17 protein-coding genes, 1 tRNA gene and 1 riboswitch are annotated in these 20,756 nt (G+C 70.3%); of the genes, 13 read left to right on the top strand and 5 right to left on the bottom strand.

Translation table 11 applies throughout. The features are described from left to right. The first annotated feature begins 19 nt into the window (after positions 1-19). The 9 genes from QQM72_RS35460 (at position 20) to QQM72_RS35420 (ending at position 11,214) form a co-directional block, all read left to right on the top strand. Positions 20-1,315, top strand: coding sequence for a cytochrome P450 family protein (locus QQM72_RS35460; protein WP_314224903.1), 1,296 nt, complete (start codon positions 20-22; stop codon positions 1,313-1,315). A gap of 204 nt (positions 1,316-1,519) precedes the next feature. Then, positions 1,520-2,545 (top strand): transglycosylase family protein, encoded by a 1,026-nt coding sequence (locus tag QQM72_RS35455; RefSeq protein WP_314224902.1) that lies wholly within the window; start codon positions 1,520-1,522, stop codon positions 2,543-2,545. Positions 2,546-2,750: 205 nt separating this feature from the next. Then, a riboswitch (cyclic di-AMP (ydaO/yuaA leader) is annotated at positions 2,751-2,937 on the top strand. A 3-nt stretch (positions 2,938-2,940) separates the two neighbouring features. Then, complete coding sequence (locus tag QQM72_RS35450) at positions 2,941-3,657, top strand: transglycosylase family protein (RefSeq protein WP_314224901.1); 717 nt, start codon at positions 2,941-2,943, stop codon at positions 3,655-3,657. Positions 3,658-4,085: 428 nt separating this feature from the next. Then, the gene (gene eno / locus QQM72_RS35445; RefSeq protein WP_054244161.1) at positions 4,086-5,372 is read left to right on the top strand and encodes a phosphopyruvate hydratase; all 1,287 of its coding nucleotides are present in this window, start codon (positions 4,086-4,088) and stop codon (positions 5,370-5,372) included. A gap of 158 nt (positions 5,373-5,530) precedes the next feature. Further along, positions 5,531-6,007 (top strand): FtsB family cell division protein, encoded by a 477-nt coding sequence (locus QQM72_RS35440; RefSeq protein ID WP_314224900.1) that lies wholly within the window; start codon positions 5,531-5,533, stop codon positions 6,005-6,007. A 140-nt stretch (positions 6,008-6,147) separates the two neighbouring features. Next, positions 6,148-6,693, top strand: coding sequence for a DUF501 domain-containing protein (locus tag QQM72_RS35435; protein ID WP_314224899.1), 546 nt, complete (start codon positions 6,148-6,150; stop codon positions 6,691-6,693). After that, complete coding sequence (locus QQM72_RS35430; protein ID WP_314224898.1) at positions 6,690-7,643, top strand: Ppx/GppA phosphatase family protein; 954 nt, start codon at positions 6,690-6,692, stop codon at positions 7,641-7,643. The genes QQM72_RS35435 and QQM72_RS35430 overlap by 4 nt, the downstream gene beginning before the upstream one ends. 492 nt (positions 7,644-8,135) lie before the next feature. After that, on the top strand, positions 8,136-9,530 hold the full coding sequence (locus tag QQM72_RS35425; protein WP_054244164.1) for an NAD(P)/FAD-dependent oxidoreductase: 1,395 nt from the start codon (positions 8,136-8,138) through the stop codon (positions 9,528-9,530). 394 nt (positions 9,531-9,924) lie between these two features. Further along, on the top strand, positions 9,925-11,214 hold the full coding sequence (locus tag QQM72_RS35420; protein ID WP_314224897.1) for a cyclopropane-fatty-acyl-phospholipid synthase family protein: 1,290 nt from the start codon (positions 9,925-9,927) through the stop codon (positions 11,212-11,214). A 62-nt stretch (positions 11,215-11,276) separates the two neighbouring features. Here QQM72_RS35420 and QQM72_RS35415 read toward each other — a convergent pair whose 3' ends face one another. Together QQM72_RS35415 and QQM72_RS35410 are read right to left on the bottom strand one after the other, a co-directional pair. Continuing rightward, entirely contained in the window at positions 11,277-13,805 is a 2,529-nt protein-coding gene (locus tag QQM72_RS35415) for an ABC transporter permease (protein WP_314224896.1), read from the bottom strand. A gap of 50 nt (positions 13,806-13,855) precedes the next feature. Beyond that, positions 13,856-14,626, bottom strand: a complete 771-nt coding sequence (locus QQM72_RS35410; protein WP_314224895.1) for an ABC transporter ATP-binding protein — start codon at positions 14,624-14,626, stop codon at positions 13,856-13,858. 391 nt (positions 14,627-15,017) lie between these two features. Between QQM72_RS35410 and QQM72_RS35405 the strand changes: the two genes are divergently transcribed. The 3 genes from QQM72_RS35405 (at position 15,018) to QQM72_RS35395 (ending at position 17,613) form a co-directional block, all read left to right on the top strand. Next, positions 15,018-15,101, top strand: a tRNA-Leu gene (locus tag QQM72_RS35405). A 209-nt stretch (positions 15,102-15,310) separates the two neighbouring features. Further along, positions 15,311-16,486: a 4-hydroxybenzoate 3-monooxygenase gene (locus tag QQM72_RS35400; RefSeq protein ID WP_314224894.1), complete on the top strand. Its 1,176-nt coding sequence runs from the start codon at positions 15,311-15,313 to the stop codon at positions 16,484-16,486. 233 nt (positions 16,487-16,719) lie between these two features. Then, on the top strand, positions 16,720-17,613 hold the full coding sequence (locus QQM72_RS35395; RefSeq protein ID WP_314224893.1) for a Bax inhibitor-1/YccA family protein: 894 nt from the start codon (positions 16,720-16,722) through the stop codon (positions 17,611-17,613). A gap of 88 nt (positions 17,614-17,701) precedes the next feature. Here the strand turns inward: QQM72_RS35395 and QQM72_RS35390 are convergent, their stop codons facing one another. Next, positions 17,702-17,929, bottom strand: coding sequence for a DUF4287 domain-containing protein (locus tag QQM72_RS35390; RefSeq protein WP_314224892.1), 228 nt, complete (start codon positions 17,927-17,929; stop codon positions 17,702-17,704). A gap of 104 nt (positions 17,930-18,033) precedes the next feature. Between QQM72_RS35390 and QQM72_RS35385 the strand changes: the two genes are divergently transcribed. Next, positions 18,034-18,345 (top strand): hypothetical protein, encoded by a 312-nt coding sequence (locus QQM72_RS35385; RefSeq protein ID WP_314224891.1) that lies wholly within the window; start codon positions 18,034-18,036, stop codon positions 18,343-18,345. A 3-nt stretch (positions 18,346-18,348) separates the two neighbouring features. Here the strand turns inward: QQM72_RS35385 and QQM72_RS35380 are convergent, their stop codons facing one another. Both QQM72_RS35380 and QQM72_RS35375 read right to left on the bottom strand, forming a co-directional pair. Continuing rightward, positions 18,349-19,158 (bottom strand): hypothetical protein, encoded by an 810-nt coding sequence (locus QQM72_RS35380; RefSeq protein ID WP_314224890.1) that lies wholly within the window; start codon positions 19,156-19,158, stop codon positions 18,349-18,351. 297 nt (positions 19,159-19,455) lie between these two features. Further along, the gene (locus QQM72_RS35375) at positions 19,456-20,676 is read right to left on the bottom strand and encodes an acetyl-CoA C-acetyltransferase (RefSeq protein WP_314224889.1); all 1,221 of its coding nucleotides are present in this window, start codon (positions 20,674-20,676) and stop codon (positions 19,456-19,458) included. Positions 20,677-20,756 lie beyond the last annotated feature (80 nt).

Here is a 20,756-nt window from a genome sequence, read left to right as displayed (position 1 = left end):
ACACCGCTACGGTCGGGGAGTGACCGAGCAGCCCGACACCGACAACCCGGACCGCACCGCTCCCGAACTCTTCACCTGGGAGTTCGCGACCGACCCCTACCCCGCCTACGCCTGGCTGCGCGAGCACGCGCCCGTGCACCGCACCGTTCTTCCCAGCGGGGTCGAGGCCTGGCTGATCACCCGGTATGCCGACGCGAAACAGGCCCTCGCCGACCAGCGGCTCTCCAAGAACCCGGCGCACCACGACGAACCGGCGCACGCCAAGGGCAAGACCGGCATCCCCGGTGAGCGCAAGGCCGAGCTGATGACGCATCTGCTCAACATCGACCCGCCGGACCACACCCGGCTGCGACGGCTCGTCAGCAAGGCCTTCACCCCGCGTCGGGTCGCCGAGTTCGCGCCCCGGGTCCAGGAGCTGACGGATCAGCTCATCGACCGGTTCGCCGCCGAGGGGAAGGCCGACCTCATCCACGACTTCGCCTTCCCTCTCCCCATCTACGCGATCTGCGACCTCCTGGGCGTCCCCCGTGAGGACCAGGACGACTTCCGCGACTGGGCGGGGATGATGATCCGGCACGGCGGGGGCCCGCGGGGCGGTGTCGCGCGGTCGGTGAAGAAGATGCGCGGATATCTGCTGGAGCTGATCCACCGCAAGCGCGCGGAGCTTCCCGCCGACCCGGCTCCCGGCGAGGACCTCATCTCGGGTCTCATCCGCGCCTCGGACCACGGTGAGCACCTCACCGAGAACGAGGCCGCCGCCATGGCCTTCATCCTGCTGTTCGCCGGCTTCGAGACGACCGTCAATCTCATCGGCAACGGCACCTACGCCCTCCTCACCCACCCCGAGCAGCGCGCACGCCTCCAGCGGTCGCTCACCGAGGACGACGGCGAGCACGGCCTCCTCGAAACGGGCGTCGAGGAACTCCTGCGCTACGACGGCCCCGTGGAACTCGCCACCTGGCGGTTCGCGACCGAGCCGCTGCGCATCGGCGGGCAGGACATCGCGCCGGGCGACCCCGTGCTCGTGGTGCTGGCGGCCGCCGACCGTGACCCGGCGCGTTTCTCGGACCCCGACACCCTCGACCTGTCCCGCCGTGACAACCAGCACCTCGGCTACGGCCACGGCATCCACTACTGCCTGGGAGCGCCGCTGGCCCGGCTGGAGGGCCAGACCGCGCTGGCCACCCTGCTCACCCGGCTGCCCGATCTCCGACTGGCCGCGGATCCGGCCGAGTTGAGGTGGCGCGGCGGGCTCATCATGCGCGGACTGCGGACTTTGCCGGTCGAGTTCACTCCGGTGCATTCCGGTTCATGAGGATCCGCATCTGACCGGATGTCAGCCGGAGTGTGACCGTTCGGCGGAGCAAAGGTGACCAACACTCAAGTCTGTGATCTTCACGTGATCTGCGCGGCATTAACTTGTGACAAGTGATCGTCTGCCGATACGTTCTCTCGTCAGCGCGACGCATCGGTTCCACCTGCCGCGCCGGTCAGTGCTGTCCAGAGAAAGGCCCCTCGCATGCTCTCCGGGAACGGTCGTCACCGTCGCCCCCGCCAGGCCCCGGCCCTCCTTGTCGCGGCCGGAGTGACGGGCTCCGCCATCGCCATCCCGCTGCTCGCCGCCTCCGGCGCGAGTGCGGCGGACGGCACGGTGTGGGACAAGGTGGCGCAGTGCGAGACCGGCGGCTCGTGGAGCGCCGACGAGGGCGGCGGCGAGTACGGCGGCCTGAGCCTCACCCAGAAGGACTGGGAGGCGCACGGCGGCCTCGACTACGCCACCAGCCCCGACCTGGCCAGCCGCAGCCAGCAGATCGCCGTCGCGCAGAAGGTGCTCGCGGCCGAGGGGATCGGCGCGTGGGGCACCTGCGGGCTGACCTCCGGGCTCACCCAGGAGAACGGCGCGCTGAACGTGGACACCGGCGTGGCGGACGATTCTTCCGACTCGTCAGACTCGTCTGGTTCTTCCGGATTGTCCGACCTGTCCAGGGGATTGTCCGGATCCTCGGGCGCCTCGGGCTCCACGGCCGACGAGAACTCCTCGACCGGATCGTCCGACTCGTCCGCTGATTCATCCAGTTCGCCTTCGGCATCCGCTTCCTCCCCTTCGTCCCCTTCCTCCGCCGCCACGGGTGACTCCGGTACCTCCGGTGGTTCCGGCGGCCGGAGCGACGGCTCGACGGGCGACGACTCGTCCACGGCGACCCCGGGCGCGGACGACTCGGACAAATACGTCCAGGACGAAGGTTCTTGGAGCCTCGTCGACACCGGCTCCCTCGGCTCGGGCAAGCACCGCGGCGCCACCGCCGACGAGGCCACGACCAAGAGCGCGACCGACGACGGCCTGGACGGCACCACCACCGCCTCCGCCGGCCGGCACGCCGCGGCGACCTATGTCGTCCAGGAGGGCGACTCCCTCGCGTCCATCGCCGACTCCCTTGGCCTCGACGGCGGATGGCGCGCCCTCTATGCCGAGAACCGGGACCTCATCGGTGTCGACCCGAGCAACATCGCCGCCGGTCAGACCCTCGACACAGGGGTGGAATAGGGCGCAAAGCCCAAGAAAAACAGTGGCAGTTCGCGTCACGCTTCGCGCCGAATGTCCGGTTTGGTGAAAGTGTGGGATGAGTCTCAGAAGCCCTGATCGTCTTTGAAATTCCGCCGATCGCGTGTCTACGGTCGAGGCCGCTCGGCAACCCGGGCCCCGGCCGTCGCAACGCCGAATCCTGCCAGCGACGACCCGGGAACAGTCGTCGCGTCAAGCGCCGTAGGCAGGAGCGGGGGACCCAAGGTAAGTGCCGCGCCGGTCGGTTGACCGGAACGGCTCGGGGTGAAGCCACACCTCCCACGGAGCAGCGCTCCGACGGGCGAGGAAGTGGCCGGGCAACTCACACGGCCCGAACCCGACAGCTCACCTCGCAGGCGTCGGTGAGGGGATCCACCATGCTGTTTTCCGCCAAGGGCAAGCACCGCCGTCCCTCCAAGGCGACCCGCGTCGCCACGCTCGCCGGCGTCACCGGCGTCGCCATCGCCGCCCCGCTGATGGCGGCCGGCAACGCCTCCGCCGCCACCGCCTCCGAGTGGGACGCGGTCGCCCAGTGCGAGGCCGGCGGCAACTGGTCCATCAACACCGGCAACGGCTACTACGGCGGTCTGCAGTTCTCGGCGTCCACCTGGGCCGCGTACGGCGGCACCGCCTACGCCTCCACCGCCGACCAGGCCTCCAAGTCCCAGCAGATAGCCATCGGCGAGAAGGTCCTCGCGGGCCAGGGCAAGGGTGCCTGGCCGGTCTGCGGCACCGGCCTGTCCGGCGCCGCCTACAACGGCTCGAGCGCCGGCTCCTCGAGCTCCGGCTCGTCCAGCTCCTCCGGCTCCGCCGGCTCGTCGAACAGCGGCAGCACCAGCAGCCGCTCGACCGAGGAGCAGAGCGCCTCCCGCTCGACCGACCGCCCGGCCGCCTCCAAGACGGTCACCACCCCGACCGGCAAGAAGGTCAAGAAGGGCGACGGCGAGTACAAGGTCGTCAAGGGCGACACCCTCAGCTCCATCGCCGAGAAGCACAAGGTCAAGGGCGGCTGGGCGAAGCTGTTCGAGCTGAACAAGGACATCGTCGTCGAGGCCGACCTGATCTACCCGGGCCAGCAGCTGCACCTGAAGTGACACCGCGCCCGAGGCGTCACGGCGCCTGAAGTGACACCGCATCTGGGGTGTCGCGGCGCCTGGGGGTGTCACCTCACGTGAAGTGACACCTGGCCCCCAGAGAAGCCACAGCGCCCTCATATGCGAGGTCGGCACACTGAAGACCTCGTGAGGGTCACCCCCCGTCCCCACGGGCCCCCCGCTCCGGTGCGTGTTCCCCCGTACGCACCGGAGCGGGGTTTCTCTTTGCCCGTTCGTCACCTCCTGTCGGCTTTTCTCGGCCACTCCCTTTGTTCCGGGCGGAAACAATAGGTACCGTCTGTCTGTCCACGGGACGGTCGGTCGGCTGCCGACGGTCCCGGGGCGGTTAGGCTCTAGTCGCAAGGCTCAGCAAGGGCTCATCAAGGCCCCCGGGCCCCGCACAACCAGCGTCACATCCCAAGAAGGAGATGCTCGTGCCGTCCATCGACGTCGTCGTAGCCCGGGAAATCCTGGACTCCCGAGGCAACCCCACGGTCGAGGTCGAGGTCGGCCTCGACGACGGCAGCACGGGTCGTGCCGCCGTTCCGTCCGGCGCCTCCACCGGTGCCTTCGAGGCCATCGAGCTCCGCGACGGTGACCCCAACCGCTACCTCGGCAAGGGTGTCGAGAAGGCCGTCCTCGCCGTCATCGAGCAGATCGGCCCGGAGCTCGTCGGCTACGACGCCACCGAGCAGCGCCTGATCGACCAGGCCATGTTCGACCTGGACGCCACCGACAACAAGGGCTCGCTCGGCGCCAACGCCATCCTCGGCGTCTCGCTCGCCGTCGCGCACGCCGCCTCCGAGGCCAGCGACCTGCCGCTGTTCCGCTACCTGGGCGGCCCCAACGCGCACCTGCTGCCGGTGCCGATGATGAACATCCTGAACGGCGGCTCGCACGCCGACTCCAACGTGGACATCCAGGAGTTCATGATCGCCCCGATCGGCGCGGAGTCCTTCTCCGAGGCCCTGCGCTGGGGTGCCGAGGTCTACCACACCCTCAAGAAGGTGCTGAAGACCAAGGGCCTGTCCACCGGCCTCGGCGACGAGGGCGGCTTCGCCCCGAACCTGGAGTCCAACCGCGCCGCGCTCGACCTCATCATCGAGGCCATCAAGCAGGCCGGTTACGTCCCCGGCGAGCAGATCGCGCTCGCGCTCGACGTCGCCGCGTCCGAGTTCTACAAGGACGGCAAGTACGAGTTCGAGGGCAAGTCCCGCTCGGCCGCCGAGATGACCGAGTACTACGAGGAGCTCGTCTCCGCGTACCCGCTCGTGTCCATCGAGGACCCGCTGTACGAGGACGACTGGGCCGGCTGGAAGGTCATCACCGACAAGCTGGGCGACAAGGTCCAGATCGTCGGCGACGACCTCTTCGTCACCAACCCCGAGCGTCTGGCCCGCGGCATCGAGGAGGGCTCCGCCAACGCCCTGCTCGTCAAGGTCAACCAGATCGGTTCGCTGACCGAGACCCTCGACGCCGTCGAGATGGCCCAGCGCAACGGCTTCAAGTGCATGATGTCCCACCGCTCCGGCGAGACCGAGGACGTCACCATCGCCGACCTCGCGGTCGCGGTGAACTGCGGTCAGATCAAGACCGGCGCCCCGGCCCGCTCGGACCGCGTCGCCAAGTACAACCAGCTGCTGCGCATCGAGGAGATCCTCGACGACGCCGCGGTGTACGCCGGCCGCAGCGCCTTCCCGCGCTTCAAGGGCTGAACCCTCCCGCGCGTCCGCTCCGCGGACCTCGGGCACAGCAAGGGCTGAGCCGCCGACCCTAACCGGGTCAAGGCTCCGCCAGTCGTACGTACGTCCCCGTACCGGTCCCGTACCGTGTGCGGGGACGTACGCACGTGTGAGACGGGAGGCGGGAAGCAGTGGCCGTGAAGGACCGGGACCGTTTCTCCACCGCGACCAGGATCAAGCTGCTCGGCGAGCAGACCGCGGCCCGGGTCTACCGTTCCCAGACCAAGCGCCAGGCCCGCCGCTCCCGGCTCACCGGCCGTGCCGCGCTCCTCGCGCTCGTCCTGTGCACGCTGATCGTGGCCCTGGCCTACCCGATGCGGCAGTACGTCTCCCAGCGCGCCGAGATCGCCGATCTGGAGCGCGAGAAGCGGCAGGCCGGCGAACGCGTCGAGCAGCTGCGCGACCTCAAGGCGCGCTGGCAGGACGACGCCTACGCCGAGCAGCAGATCCGGGAGCGGCTGCACTACGTGCTGCCGGGGGAGACCGGGTTCGTCGTGATCGACCCGGAGGCGGCCAGGCAGTCCCGCACCGACCTCGGGGCGGCCGACCGCCCCTGGTACTCGAACGTCTGGGACGGCGTCGACAAGTCCGACGCCTCCGACCAGTGAACCGACCCGCAGCCAGAACCGGCAGCCAGAACCCGCAGCCAGAGCCGGCAGCCAGAGCCGGCAGCCAGAGCCGGCAGCCGGAACCCGGTACCCAGAGCCGGTGGCCGGAGCCGGTGGCCAGAACCGATAGAAAGACAGGCATGGAAACGCCCCCGCCGACCACCCCGCGCACCGAGCCCACCGACGCGGACGTCGAGGCCTTCAAGCAGCAGCTCGGACGGCCGCCGCGCGGTCTGCGCGCGATCGCGCACCGCTGCCCGTGCGGTGAGCCGGACGTCGTGGAGACGGCCCCCCGCCTGCCCGACGGCACGCCCTTCCCGACGCTGTACTACCTGACGTGCCCGAAGGCCAACTCGGCCATCGGCACGCTCGAGGCGAACGGCGTGATGAAGGAGATGACGGAGCGGCTCCAGGCCGACCCGGAGCTGGCCGCCGCCTACCGTGCCGCGCACGAGGACTACATCCGGCGCCGGGACGAGATCGAGGAACTGAAGAACTTCCCCAGCGCGGGCGGCATGCCGGACCGGGTGAAGTGCCTGCACGTGCTCGTCGCGCACTCCCTGGCGGCCGGCCCGGGTGTGAACCCCCTCGGCGACGAGGCCCTGGAGATGCTCCCGCAGTGGTGGCGCAAGGGCACGTGTGTGGTGCCGGTCGAGCGGGACGACGCGAAGGCGGCCGCCCGGTGACCCGGGTCGCCGCCATCGACTGCGGTACGAACTCGATCCGCCTCCTCGTCGCCGACGCCGACCCGGAGACCGGCGAGCTGGTCGAGCTGGACCGCCGGATGACGATCGTCCGCCTCGGCCAGGGCGTCGACCGCACCGGACGGCTCGCCCCCGAGGCGCTGGAGCGGACCTTCGCGGCCTGCCGGGAGTACGCGGCCGCCATCAAGGAGCACGGCGCGCAGCGGCTGCGCTTCGTCGCCACCTCCGCCTCCCGGGACGCGGAGAACCGGGACGAGTTCGTGCGCGGGGTGCTGGACATCCTCGGCGTCGAGCCCGAGGTCATCACCGGCGACCAGGAGGCCGAGTTCTCCTTCACCGGCGCCACGAGGGAACTCGACGGGCGTGCCGACCTGGCCGAGCCCTTCCTGGTGGTGGACATCGGCGGCGGCTCGACCGAGTTCGTGGTCGGCGACGACCGGGTGCGTGCCGCGCGCTCCGTCGACGTGGGCTGCGTACGGATGACGGAGCGGCACCTGGTCGTGGACGGGAAGGTCACCGACCCGCCCACCGCCGGGCAGATCGCCGCGATGCGCGCCGACGTCGAGGCCGCCCTCGACCTCGCCGAGCGGACGGTCCCGCTGCGCGAGGCGCACACCCTGGTGGGCCTGGCCGGCTCGGTGACGACGGTCGCGGCGATCGCCCTGGGACTGGACGCGTACGACTCCACGAAGATCCACCACGCGCGGATCGGTCTCGACCGGGTCAGGAGCATCAGCGACGACCTTCTCCGGGCCACCCATGAACAGCGCGCGGCGTATCGGGCGATGCACCCGGGCCGGGTGGACGTGATCGCGGCGGGCGCGCTCGTCCTGCTGGCGATCATGGAGCGGATCGGCGCGCAGGAGGTCGTGGTGAGCGAGCACGACATCCTCGACGGCATCGCCTTCCACGCGGCACTCGAGTCGCGATAGGAGGCGATCCTCGACGGCATCCCCTGGTCCATCGCGTGAGCCCGGCCAACCCGCTACTTGCACTCTGCTGAGCAGGCAGGATGCGCGGATGAGCAGTCCCGAGGGGCCCTTCGTGGCCCCTCGGGCGCGTTCCTGGGGCACCCCCTCGGGAAAGTTCGTGAAGTTCTTCACAAGGAATTCGGCCCTGTCGGAGGACGGAGGTGTCCCTGTTGGCCCTTCCGGGGGCCCAGCACCCCTGTGAACGTGTTCAAAAGAGGCGCGCGCGGACGTATCGCGAAGGTCCGGGGAAGGGGTCCGCGGCGGCCCTCACGGAGCCCTTCCGAGCCCGGAGAGGCAGCTCACGCGGCATTGACAACGCCGTGCACTACACGCTGGTTCCCACTCCGCGCCATGACGTGGATCACGCGGGTCGCGGAGGATAGCACACACCCCCGGCAAGCTTGTGAAGGGGCGCACGAGCGACCCCCCTCGAGCGGGTGGATACTCGATCCCATGAGCACCACGGAGCGTCCCAGGATCCTCGTAGTAGGCGGTGGGTACGTAGGCCTGTACGCAGCTCGGCGCATCATGAAGAAGATGCGCTACGGCGAGGCGACCGTCACGGTCGTCGACCCCCGGTCGTACATGACCTACCAGCCCTTCCTCCCCGAAACCGCCGCCGGCAACATCTCCCCGCGCCACGTCGTCGTCCCGCTGCGACGCGTGCTGCCCAAGGCGGAGGTCCTCACCGGCCGGGTCACCACCATCGACCAGGACCGCAAGGTCGCCACGATCGCGCCGCTGGTCGGCGAGGCGTACGAGCTGCCCTTCGACTACCTGGTGATCGCGCTCGGCGCGGTCTCCCGCACCTTCCCGATCCCCGGCCTCGCCGAACAGGGCATCGGTATGAAGGGTGTCGAGGAGGCCATCGGCCTGCGCAACCACGTCCTCGAGCAGCTCGACAAGGCCGACTCCACGACCGACGAGGAGATCCGCCGCAAGGCGCTCACCTTCGTCTTCATCGGCGGCGGTTTCGCCGGTGCGGAGACCATCGGTGAGGTCGAGGACCTGGCCCGGGACGCGGCCAAGTACTACAAGACGGTGTCCCGCGAGGACATGCGCTTCATCCTCGTCGACGCCGCCGACAAGATCCTTCCCGAGGTCGGCCCCAAGCTGGGCCAGTACGGCAAGGAGCACCTCGAGGGCCGCGGTGTGGAGATCTACCTCTCCACCTCCATGGACTCCTGCGTCGACGGCCACGTGGTGCTGAAGAACGGCCTCGAGGTCGACTCCAACACCATCGTGTGGACGGCCGGCGTCAAGCCCAACCCGGTACTGGCCCGTTACGGCCTGCCGCTGGGCCCCCGCGGTCACGTCGACACCGCCCCGACCCTCCAGGTCCAGGGCACCGACTACATCTGGGCCGCCGGCGACAACGCCCAGGTCCCGGACGTCGCCGCCCGCAAGGCCGGCGTCGAGAACGCCTGGTGCCCGCCGAACGCGCAGCACGCGCTGCGCCAGGCCAAGGTGCTCGGCGACAACGTGATCTCCGGTATGCGGGGCTTCCCGCAGAAGGAGTACTCGCACGCCAACAAGGGTGCGGTGGCGGGCCTCGGCCTCCACAAGGGCGTCGCGATGATCGTCATGGGCAAGATGAAGATCAAGGTCAAGGGCCGCCTCGCCTGGTACATGCACCGCGGCTACCACGGCATGGCGATGCCGACGTGGAACCGTAAGATCCGCGTCTTCGCCGACTGGACGCTCGGCATGTTCCTCAAGCGCGAGGTCGTGGCGCTGGGTGCGCTGGAGTCCCCGCGCGAGGAGTTCTACGAGGCCGCGAAGCCGGCGCCGGTCGCCGCGAAGCCGGCCGCCGAGAAGACCGAGAACGAGAAGGCCAAGGCCTCCTGACCCTCGGTCACCCGGCCTCCGGCCTCCGGGCCACCGGTCACTGAAACACCCCCGAAGGGGCCGTCCGCCATCCGTGGTGCGGACGGCCCCTTCGGCGTGCGCCGAGCTGCCCGAGCCCGTGCGCCGCGCCTGAGCCCGAGCCCGTGCGCCGAGCCTGAGCCGGGGTCCGTGCCCGAGCCGGTGCGGCGAACCCGAGCCGGTGTCCGTGCCGGTGCCGGTGTCCGTGCCCGAGCCGGTGCCCCTGGCGGGCCTCGCGCCGAATGCCGACGGTGACGCGTGCCCTGTGCATGTATTTTGCCGAGCCGTGACGGCCGCGCGGGACTGGACGCCGCGCGCTTCCGTGTTTACGTGGTGTCAGGACATTGCGGGATCACCCGTCACGGAGGTGTGCATCATGGCTGAGGTCGCGCCGCGGCTCCATGCCCTCGTCGAGCAGTTGCTGGGAGCCCCCTTCCCGGTGCGCGTCCGCGCCTGGGACGGTTCGCAGGCGGGTCCGCCCGATGCGCCGATCGTGGTGGTGCGCGGTCGCCGGGCTCTGCGCCGGCTCCTCTTCAAGCCCGGCGAACTCGGCCTCGCCCGCGCCTGGGTGGCCGGCGACCTGACTGTCGAGGGGGACCTGTACACCGCTCTCGATCTGCTCTCCGGCCTGATCTGGCAGCGCGGCGAGGACGCCCGTACGCTCGGCCGGGCGCTGCGCGACCCGGACTTCCGCTCGGCGGTGCGCGGCCTGCTGAAACTCGCCGGACCGCCGCTGCCGCCCGCCCCGCCGCGCGAAGAGGTCCGCCGGACCGGACACCTCCACACCCGCCGCACCGACCGACGCGCCATCAGCCACCACTACGACGTCGGCAACGACTTCTACGCGCTCGTCCTCGGCCCGTCCATGGTCTACTCGTGCGCCTACTGGGAGTCCGGGGACAGCACCCTCGAACTCGCCCAGCGCGACAAGCTCGAACTCGTCTGCCGCAAGCTGGACCTGAGACCGGGGTCGCGGCTGCTGGACGTCGGCTGCGGCTGGGGCTCCCTCGCCATCCACGCGGCCCGCGAGCACGGCGCGACCGTCGTCGGGATCACCCTCTCCCAGGAGCAGGCGGCGTTCGCCCGCAAGCGCGTCGCCGACGCCGGGCTCACCGACAAGGTCGAGATCCGCGTCCAGGACTACCGGGACGTCGCCGACGGGCCGTTCGACGCGGTCTCCTCCATCGGCATGGCGGAACACGTCGGCTCCGAGAAGTACCTGGAGTACGCGCACGTCCTGTTCGCGCTGCTCCGGCCGGGCGGCCGGCTGCTCAACCACCAGATCGCCCGCCGTCCGCAGCGCGACGAGTCGGCGTACGGCGTGGACGCGTTCATCGACGCCTATGTCTTCCCGGACGGCGAACTCGCCCCCGTCGGCGCCACGGTCGGCCAGCTCGAACGCGCGGGCTTCGAGGTCCGTGACGTCGAGTCGATCCGCGAGCACTACGCCCTCACCCTGCGCCGCTGGGTCGCCCGGCTGGAGGCCGGCTGGGGCCGGGCCGTCCGCCTCACCAGCCCCGGTCGCGCCCGGGTCTGGCGGCTCTACATGGCCGCCTCCGCCGTCGCCTTCGAACGCAACCAGATCGGCGTCAACCAGGTCCTGGCCGTCCGGACCCCCGGTTCGGGCGACTCCGGGATGCCGCTGCGCGCCCGCACCTGGAACTGACGGCCGCCCGACGCGCGAGGGGCCCCGCCGCATCGCGCGACGGGGCCCCGACCGGGCGCGGCCTACTCGGACTTGATCGCGGCCAGCATGTTCAGGCGCGACGCCCGCCGGGCCGGCCACAGCGCGGCGAGGATGCCCACCCCGGCGGCCAGCAGCAGGAAGACGGCCATCCGGGCCCACGGCACGACCAGTTCGTACGTCGGCATGCGGGTGCCGAGCAGTTCGCCTGCGGCCCAGCCGAAGAACACGCCCAGGCCGATGCCGAGCACCCCGCCGAAGAGCGAGATCACCAGGGACTCCAGCCGGACCATCCGCTTGACCGAGCGCCGGTCCAGGCCGATGGCCCGCAGCATGCCGATCTCCTGGGACCGCTCGAAGACCGACATCGCGAGGGTGTTGATGACCCCGAGGACCGCGACGATCACGGCCATCGCGAGCAGCCCGTAGAGCATGTTCAGCATCAGCGTGAACATCTTCGCGACCTCGTCGGAGAGGTCCTGCTTGCTCTGGACCTTGATGGCCGGATTGGCGCCGAGGGCCTTCTCCAGCCGGTCCTTCGTGGCGTCCGAGGTGCCGCCGGACGTCTTGACCATGACCCGCATGTCGGCCGGGTCCGTCAGGTGCGGGGTGAGGGCGGCGTTGTCCAGCAGGATGCCCTCGATCAGCTCGTTGCCCTCGTAGACCCCGGAGACCGTCAACTGCTGCTTCTTGCCGTCCTCGTAGTTCACCGTGAAGGACGAGCCGGCCTTCCAGCCGTGGGACTCGGCGGTGGTGTCGTCGACGACGACCTGCCCGCCGCCCACCTCGAAGGAGCCGTCATGGACCTCGAGGTCGGTCAGTGCGCCGATGGTGGAGCCGGTGACGCCGGTGAGGTACTCGGTCGTGCCGTCGATCCGGCCGGGCGCGCCCCGCATCGGGCTGGTGGCGGTGACCCCGTCGGTGGCCTTCAGCTTCGCGTCGATGTCGGCCGAGAGCTCGTTGCCGTTCGCCATCGACACGACGTAGTCGGCCCTGATCGCGGAGGAGGCCATCTTGTCGATGGACTTCTGCAGGCTGCCCGCCATCACCGTCATACCGGTGATCAGGGTCAGACCGATCATCAGCGCGGAGGCCGTGGCCGCCGTACGGCGCGGGTTGCGCACCGAGTTCTGCCGGGCCAGCTTGCCGGACACCCCGAAGACGCGCAGGACGGGCGCGGCGGCCGCGATCAGCGGACGCGACAGCAGCGGGGTCAGGATGAAGACGCCGATGATGAGCAGGACCGCGCCGAGACCCATGGGGGCCTGGCCGTCCGAGCCGCTCATCGTCGTCGCGGCCAGGACCACGGCGACGCCGGCCGCCGAGAACAGCGCGCCCAGCGTGTTGCGCAGCACCAGCGACTTGGTGCTCGCGGTGGCGTGCACACTGCTCATCGCGGCGACCGGCGGGATCTTCGCGGCCCGTCGGCCGGGCAGCCAGGCCGCCAGCATGGTGATGACGACGCCGACGACGAGGGCGGCGGCGACCGTGCCGCCCGAGACGACGAGCGGTCCGTCGGGGACGGTCGCCCCGAGCGTCCCCAGCAGCGAGCGCAGCCCGGCCCCGATGCCGACCCCGGCGACCAGACCGGTCACCCCGGCGACCGTGCCGACGACGAACGCCTCGATCAGCACCGACCGCGTGACCTGCCGGCGGGAGGCGCCGACGGCCCGCATCAGGGCGAGTTCCTTGGTGCGCTGGGCGACCAGCATGGTGAAGGTGTTGGCGATGATGAAGGTGCCGACGAACAGCGCGATCCCGGCGAAGACCAGCAGTCCCTGCTTCATCCCGCTCATCGAGGCGGCGATCATCTCCGCCTGGTCGTCGGCGAGTTGCCTTCCGGTGACGGTCTCGACCCTGTCCTTCGGCAGGGCGCTGTCCAGTGCGGACTTCAGGGCGCTCTGCGAGGTCCCGGCGGCGGCCCGGACGTCGATCTCGTCGTAGGTGCCGGTCTTGCCGAAGAGGGTCTGCGCGGTCGCCGTGTCGAACAGGGCGAGGCTGCCGCCGGCCGCGACGTTGCCGTCGTCGGTGGTGAAGATGCCGGTGATCTTCGGGCTGAGGACGGGGCCGTCGACGGAGATCCGTACGGTGTCGCCGACCTTGTACCCGGCCCGCTCGGCCGTACGGGAGTCGATGACGACCTCGTCGGCGCCGCTCGGCGCGTGCCCGGCGGCGAGCGGGTACCGGGCGTCCTTGGCGCCCCAGTAGTTGCCGCCCTGCGACTGGAAGCCGCCGCCGACGAGCTTGCCGTCCTTGTCGGCGATGGCGGTGAAGCCGTTGACGACGCCGATGGCGGACGCGGCGCCCGGCACCTTCGCGCTCTGCTCCAGCAGCGCCTGGGTCAGCTCGGGCGTCTTGACGATGCGGTCGCCGACGTCGTCCTGGACCTCGGCGGTGACGGCGACGTCGACCTGGTCGAAGCCCTTGGCGGAGCTCTTCTGGAGGGCGCCGGAAAGGGTGTTGGTGAAGACCAGGGTCCCCGACACGAAGGCCACGCCGAGCATCACGGCGAGCACGGTCATCAGGAGCCGGGCCTTGTGCGCGAGTACGTTGCGCAAGGCGGTACGGAACATGGGTTCTTCTCAGTCCTGCTCGTCGACGAGCGGTCGGTCCCGGTGGGGGATCAGCTGGTGCGGCCCTTGGCGTCGAACTGCTTCATCCGGTCGAGCACCGAGTCGGCCGTCGGCCCGTACACCTCGTCGACGATCCGCCCGTCCGCCAGGAAGATCACCCGGTCCGCGTAGGCCGCCGCCACCGGGTCGTGGGTCACCATGACCACCGTCTGCCCCAGCTCCCGCACCGAGTTGCGCAGGAAGCCCAGCACCTCGGCGCCCGAACGCGAGTCGAGGTTTCCGGTCGGCTCGTCGCCGAAGATGATGTCGGGCCGGGAGGCGAGGGCACGGGCGACGGCGACCCGCTGCTGCTGACCGCCGGAGAGCTGCGAGGGCCGGTGGCTCAGCCGGTCGGCGAGCCCCACCATCTGGATGACCTTTTCCAGCCACTCCTTGTCCGGCTTACGCCCCGCGATGTCCATCGGAAGCGTGATGTTCTCGAGCGCCGTCAGCGTGGGCAGCAGGTTGAACGCCTGGAAGATGAACCCGATCTTGTCCCGGCGCAACTTGGTGAGCTGCTTGTCCTTCAGCGTGCCGAGCTCGGTGTCACCGATGCGCACCGAGCCGGAGGAGAAGCTGTCGAGGCCCGCCACGCAGTGCATCAGCGTGGACTTGCCGGAGCCGGACGGCCCCATGATCGCGGTGAACTCGGCCTGCCGGAAGTCGACCGAGACCCGGTCCAGAGCGACCACCTGGGTCTCGCCCTGTCCGTAGATCTTCGACAGGTCCGTGGCGCGTGCGGCCACGGCGGTGGTCCGCTCGGCGAGGGGGCTGGTGGTCACGGGCGTGGCTCCTGACGGGACGACGGCAAGTCTTGGGGACGTGAACCATCGTCCCGGCCGCCGACGGCCGTGTAGTCACCCGCTGTTCCGGTTCCGAGGGCAGACTCGGGTCGGACGGCGGACCGCCGTGTCATACCTGGGGATGACGCCCGTCCCTGAGGGCCACGTCGTCAAGAACCGGTGGAGCAACCTCGTTCGGACGGTGAAATTCCGTCATTCCGCGTGCGCAAGCGGTTGCCGCGCGCGAGGCTACTGGCAAGTGCAGATGGCCAGTTCCAGGTGCTGATGCACCCTCAGACGTCAATAAAATAAGACAACATCGGTCCGCTGTTCCGCTGTTCGAGGGACGGATCCCGATAGGGTCGGAAGCTCCAACGGAGCCGTCAGGCCTGCCCAGATGGTGGAATGCAGACACGGCGAGCTTAAACCTCGCTGCCCCTTCGCGGGCGTGCCGGTTCAAGTCCGGCTCTGGGCACTTCCGACGTCCCGGCGATCGCCGCATCCTTCATCGAGGCATTGACCGCCGCGGCGGTCGGCCTCCTCCCTCCGCCTCTCCCCGCCCGCCCGTGCCCGCCCGCGCGTCTCGTCGCCTCGACCGTTGACACCCGGTGGACAGGGGCGCAGACTCACGTCCCAAGACAGTGAAGAAAACTTCACTGTGCGAACAGTGAAGGGAAACGCCCGATGCGCACCACCGTCGGCATCGTCGGCGCCGGCCCCGCCGGCCTCCTCCTCGCCCGTCTGCTGCACAACGCCGGCATCGACTCCGTCGTGCTGGAGAGCCGCGACCGGGCCTACGTCGAGCAGCGCCAGCGCGCCGGGATCCTGGAGCAGGGCACGGTGGACGTGCTGCGCGCGGCCGGCGCCGGGGAGCGCATGGACCGCGTGGGGCTGCGCCACGACGGCATAGAGCTGCGGTTCGCCAGGCGGCGTCACCGCGTCGACTTCCCCGCCCTCACCGGCGGCCGGTCGGTGACGGTCTACGCGCAGACCGAGGTGTGCAAGGACCTCATCGCGCTCCAGCTCGCGGACGGCGGCCCGCTGCTGTTCGAGGCGGAGGCGCTGGCGGTCGAGGACGCCGGCACCGACCACCCGCGGATCCGCTTCCGCCACGAGGGCGTCGAGGACGTCCTCGAGTGCGACTACGTCGTGGGCTGCGACGGCTTCTGGGGCGTCGCCCGGCAGGCGATCCCGGCCGCGTCGACCCGTGTCTTCGAGCGGACCTACCCCTTCGGCTGGCTCGGCATCCTCGCCGACGTGCCGCCCTCGCACGACGAGCTCGTCTACGCCCGCCACGACCGCGGCTTCGCGCTGCTGTCCATGCGCTCCCCGTCCGTCTCCCGCCTCTACCTCCAGGTGCCCGAGGGCACGGACGCCCAGGCGTGGGGGGACGAGGAGATCTGGGACGAGCTGGAGCGCCGCCTCGAGACCGACGACGACTGGAAACTGGAGCGCGGGGCGATCACCCAGAAGTCGGTCACCCCCATGCGTTCCCACGTGCACGAGCCCATGCGGCACGGCAGGCTCTTCCTCGCCGGGGACGCGGCCCACATCGTGCCGCCGACCGGGGCGAAGGGGCTGAACCTGGCCGTCGGGGACGTCGTCACCTTCGCGCGGGCGCTGACGCACCGCGGGGAGACCGGGTCCACCGCTGCCCTGGACGCCTACTCCGAGACCTGTCTGCGGCGGGTGTGGCAGGCCGAGCGGTTCTCGTACGACATGACCACCCTCCTGCACCGCGCCCCCGACGCCACCCCCTTCGAGGACCGTCTCCAGCTGGCCGGGCTGGAGCGGATCGCCTCCTCCCGCGCCGCCGAGACCGACCTGGCCGAGGCGTACACCGGGTTCCCGTTCGGGTGATCGGACAGCGGGTCTCTTCGGGGGCCCGTCCGGGCCCGTCCGGTCTCCGCGCGGTACCGGCCATGTCGCGGCTTGGTCATGAATACGGCCCTCCTGTGCCGGGAATCACGACGCCACGTAGCGTGTTGGCCAGCAGGAAGAGGGAAAGATCCTCCCCAAGCACTAGGGTCAATCCTTTGCCTACCCATTACCCTTGAGCTCAAGGCCGCGCAGTGTGGCCACGGAGGAGTGCAATGAGGAGCAGAAACCCGGTCTTCTCGCGACGGGGGTTCAGCCGCGACAACGGCTACGCGGGCTTCAACGCCGCGCCGCAGGCCGGGGGACCCGCAGTCGGCACGCAGCAGGGCAACCCCTACGCCCAGCAGGCCGGCAACCCGTACGCGCAGAACCCTTACGCCCAGCAGGACCTCTCGTACGGCGCCCCGCCGCAGGCCCCGGCCGCCACCGGCCGGATGACCATGGACGACGTCGTCGCGCGCACCGCGACCACGCTCGGCCTGGTGGTCCTGACCGCGGTGCTGTCCTGGGTGCTGCTGCCCGTCGACGAGGCCAACCTCGGCAAGTCGTACGGCATCGCCATCGGCGCCGGTCTGGTCGCCATGGTGCTGGCCCTGGTCCAGTCGTTCAAGCGCCGCGCGGCCCCCGCGCTGATCCTGTCGTACGCCGCCCTCGAGGGCGTCTTCCTCGGCGTGATCTCCAGCGCGGTCTCCACGTACATCGCGGACGGCGTCGTCGCCCAGGCGGTGATGGGCACCATGGCCGTCTTCGCCGGTGTGCTCGTCGCGTACAAGGCGGGCTGGATCCGCGTCAACCGCCGCTTCTACGGCTTCGTGATGGCCGCCGCGCTCGGCTTCGTCCTGCTGATGGCAGTGAACCTGCTGTTCACCGTCTTCGGCGGCGGCGACGGTCTCGGCTTCCGCAGCGGTCCGCTCGGCATCGTGTTCGGTGTCATCGGCATCCTGCTCGGCGCCTGCTTCCTCGCCCTCGACTTCAAGCAGGTCGAGGACGGCATCGCGTACGGCGCCCCGCGCGAGGAGGCCTGGCTCGCCGCCTTCGGCCTCACGCTGACGCTGGTGTGGATCTACATGGAGTTCCTGCGACTCCTCTCGATCCTCAACAGCGACTGATCCACCCGGACAGTGACAGCGAGAAGGGCCCCGGGATCCGATCCCGGGGCCCTTCCCCGTGTCCACAGGGTGGTGTGTCGCGTGCGCGCTAGAGGAGTTTGCGCGCGGCCCTCCTCAGGTCGTACTCGTGGATGATCGCCTTGGCGTGGCCGTACGCGAGGTCGTGCTCGGCGCGCAGCCAGCTGACCTTCTCCTCGAAGCGGAGAGCGGGGCCTTCGTCGACGGTGCGCAGCCAGTCGGCGACTTCACGACCGGTGCAATGGGGGATGCGGGCCAGTATGTTGCGGTGGGTCTCCTCGGAGAGGACATGGGACATCGGCGCCTCCGGTAGCAAAGGGGATGTAAGCCGGTCCTTCAGGTCACCGTGCCTGAGTGTTCGCCCGTTGGCAACAGTGCCGGTGCGACGCGTACTCTCGCGGCGTGGCTGATACGACGTCCCTGACCCGTGCGGTGGACCACTTCGCCGATCGTCTGCGCGCCGCTTCGCAGAGCCGGCTCCAGAGAGGCGCGGCCACGGAGGCGCTGGCGCTGGCCAGAGAGTTGGTCCGGCGCGCGCAGCTCATCGAGGAGCCCGGAGCCCTGCCGCGCGAGATGCCGGACGCCGGGATGTTCGCCGCCGCCGACCAGATCACCGTCGCGGCGCACGACTTGGCCCTCGTGCTCACGGACGAGGGCCAGGTCCAGGAAGCTCTGGAGTTGGTGGCGCAGGCGCAGAAACGGGCGGGCGTGTGAGCCTCACAGGCTCGCTATGACCCGGTCCGCCAGGATGTAGACGTTCTCGGCCCCGCACTGGAACGTCAGGGTGTACGCGCCCGAGATGCCCGACCCGCCCAGCAGGAACGGCGTCTCGCCCGCGGTGAGGGCCGCGGCCAGGCGCTCCGCCGTCTCGCGGTGGCCCGGGGTCATGCACAGGGTGGTGCCGTCGGCGAAGACGTAGACGTCGAGCGTGCCGAGCGGGCCCGGTCGGACGTCGGTCAGTTCGATCTGGGACGCGGCCAGTTCCTCGAGCGTCGCCACCGTGCGCTCGTGGTCGTTCACGACCGGTGACTGGACCGGTACGAAGTCGGGGTGGGACGGGTGGCGGCGGCGGGCCGCGGCCAGTTCGGCGGAGTCCCCGGCGAACTCGTCGGCGTCCGCGGACGGCTCGCTCACCGACTCCAGGGGCTCCAGGCCCACGAAGTCGGCCTGGCGGGGCAGGAACAGCTCGCTGTCCGGAAGGCCCAGCAGGGTGGGCACGTCGGAGGCGTCACGGGCCTCCTGCGCGGCCCAGAAGGCGCGGGCCTCGGCCAGCTCCCGCTCCCGCTCCTCCGCCAGCGCGTCGGCGACGGCGGCGCGTATCTCAGCCGCGTCGGCGGTCCCGCGGGCGGCCGGCACGAAGCCGCGCAGTTCGGCGGCGGTCTCCTCGGCGTTCCTGGCGTCCCTGGCGAGCTGGGTGTGCAGGGCGGCGACCTGCCGGCGCAACTGCAAGAGGGTGCGCAGGACGGCGACGCCCACGGCGCCCGTGGCGGCCGTGGTGACCAGCAAGGCGATCGGCATGGCGCTCACTGACGTACTCCCGGTTCAAAGTCGACCCCCGACTTCCTACATCAGCTTGAAGGGTGGACTATCCACCTGTCAGTGCGTAACGTCACGAAACGGGCAGGACTTTGGGCCTGGGGTTTGGTGCCGAAAGGCGCTGAGCTGCGTAAATCCCTCCGGGGAGGGAGATAGGTCACATCCTGGGGGAGATTGGATCACAAAACGGCCCGGAGTCCAGGGGCTTTCCGGACTCCGGGCTGATCCGTCACCACAGGTGCCGAATCGGTTACGCAGGGGCCCTGTTGGGGGTCTGCGTCCGGGCGATCAGCTGAGGCGCTCGATGACCATGGCCATGCCCTGGCCGCCGCCGACGCACATCGTCTCCAGGCCGAACTGCTTGTCGTGGAACTGGAGGGAGTTGATGAGCGTGCCGGTGATGCGGGCGCCCGTCATGCCGAAGGGGTGGCCGACGGCGATGGCGCCGCCGTTGACGTTCAGCCTGTCCAGGTCGATGCCGAGTTCGTGGTAGGAGGGGATCACCTGGGCGGCGAACGCCTCGTTGATCTCGACCAGGTCGATGTCGCCGATGCCGAGGCCGGCCCGGCGCAGCGCCTGCTTGCTCGCCTCGACCGGGCCGAGGCCCATGATCTCGGGGGACAGGCCGGAGACGCCGGTGGACACGATGCGGGCGAGCGGGGTGAGGCCGAGCTCGCGGGCCTTGGTGTCGCTCATGACGACGACCGCGGCGGCGCCGTCGTTCAGCGGGCAGCAGTTGGCGGCGGTGACCATGCCGTCGGGGCGGAAGACCGGCTTCAGGCCCTGGACGCCCTCCAGCGTGACGCCGGCGCGCGGACCGTCGTCCTTGCTGACGACCGTGCCGTCGGGGAGCGTCACCGGGGTGATCTCCCGCTCCCAGAAGCCGTTCTTGATGGCTTCCTCGGCGAGGTTCTGCGAGCGGACGCCGAACTCGTCCATGTCCTGGCGGGTGACGCCCTTGAGGCGGGCGAGGTTCTCGGCGGTCTGGCCCATCGCGATGTACGCGTCCGGGACGAGCCCGTCCTCGCGCGGGTCGTGCCAGGTGGTGCCCTCCTGCGCGGCGACGGCCTCGGTGCGGGCCTCGGCCTCGGCGAAGAAGGGGTTGCGCGTGTCGGGCAGGCTGTCGGAGTTGCCCTTGGCGAACCGGGAGACCGTCTCGACGCCGGCCGAGATGAACACGTCGCCCTCGCCGGCCTTGATGGCGTGCAGGGCCATCCGGCTGGTCTGCAGGGACGAGGAACAGTAACGGGTGATCGTGCAGCCGGGGAGGTGGTCCATCCCCATCTGCACGGCCACGATGCGGCCCAGGTTGTTGCCCTGCTCGCCGCCGGGCAGGCCGCAGCCGAGCATCAGGTCGTCGATGTCCCTCGGGTCCAGCTCGGGGACCTTGGCGAGGGCCGCCTGGATGATCGTGGCGGTGAGGTCGTCCGGGCGCAGGTCCTTCAGGGAGCCCTTGAAAGCGCGGCCGATGGGTGAGCGGGCGGTCGAGACGATGACGGCTTCGGGCATCACGGCTCCATTGGCGAGGGTGTTCTTACGGGCACGGCTGTCTGGGAAGTTACCCGTACGTATGGACTGGGTCACTGGTG

Source organism: Streptomyces zaehneri, assembly GCF_032248645.1.
GTDB lineage: Bacteria > Actinomycetota > Actinomycetes > Streptomycetales > Streptomycetaceae > Streptomyces > Streptomyces coriariae.
Note: the sequence above shows the minus strand (reverse complement) of the source record. Positions and strands in the feature narration are given on the sequence as shown.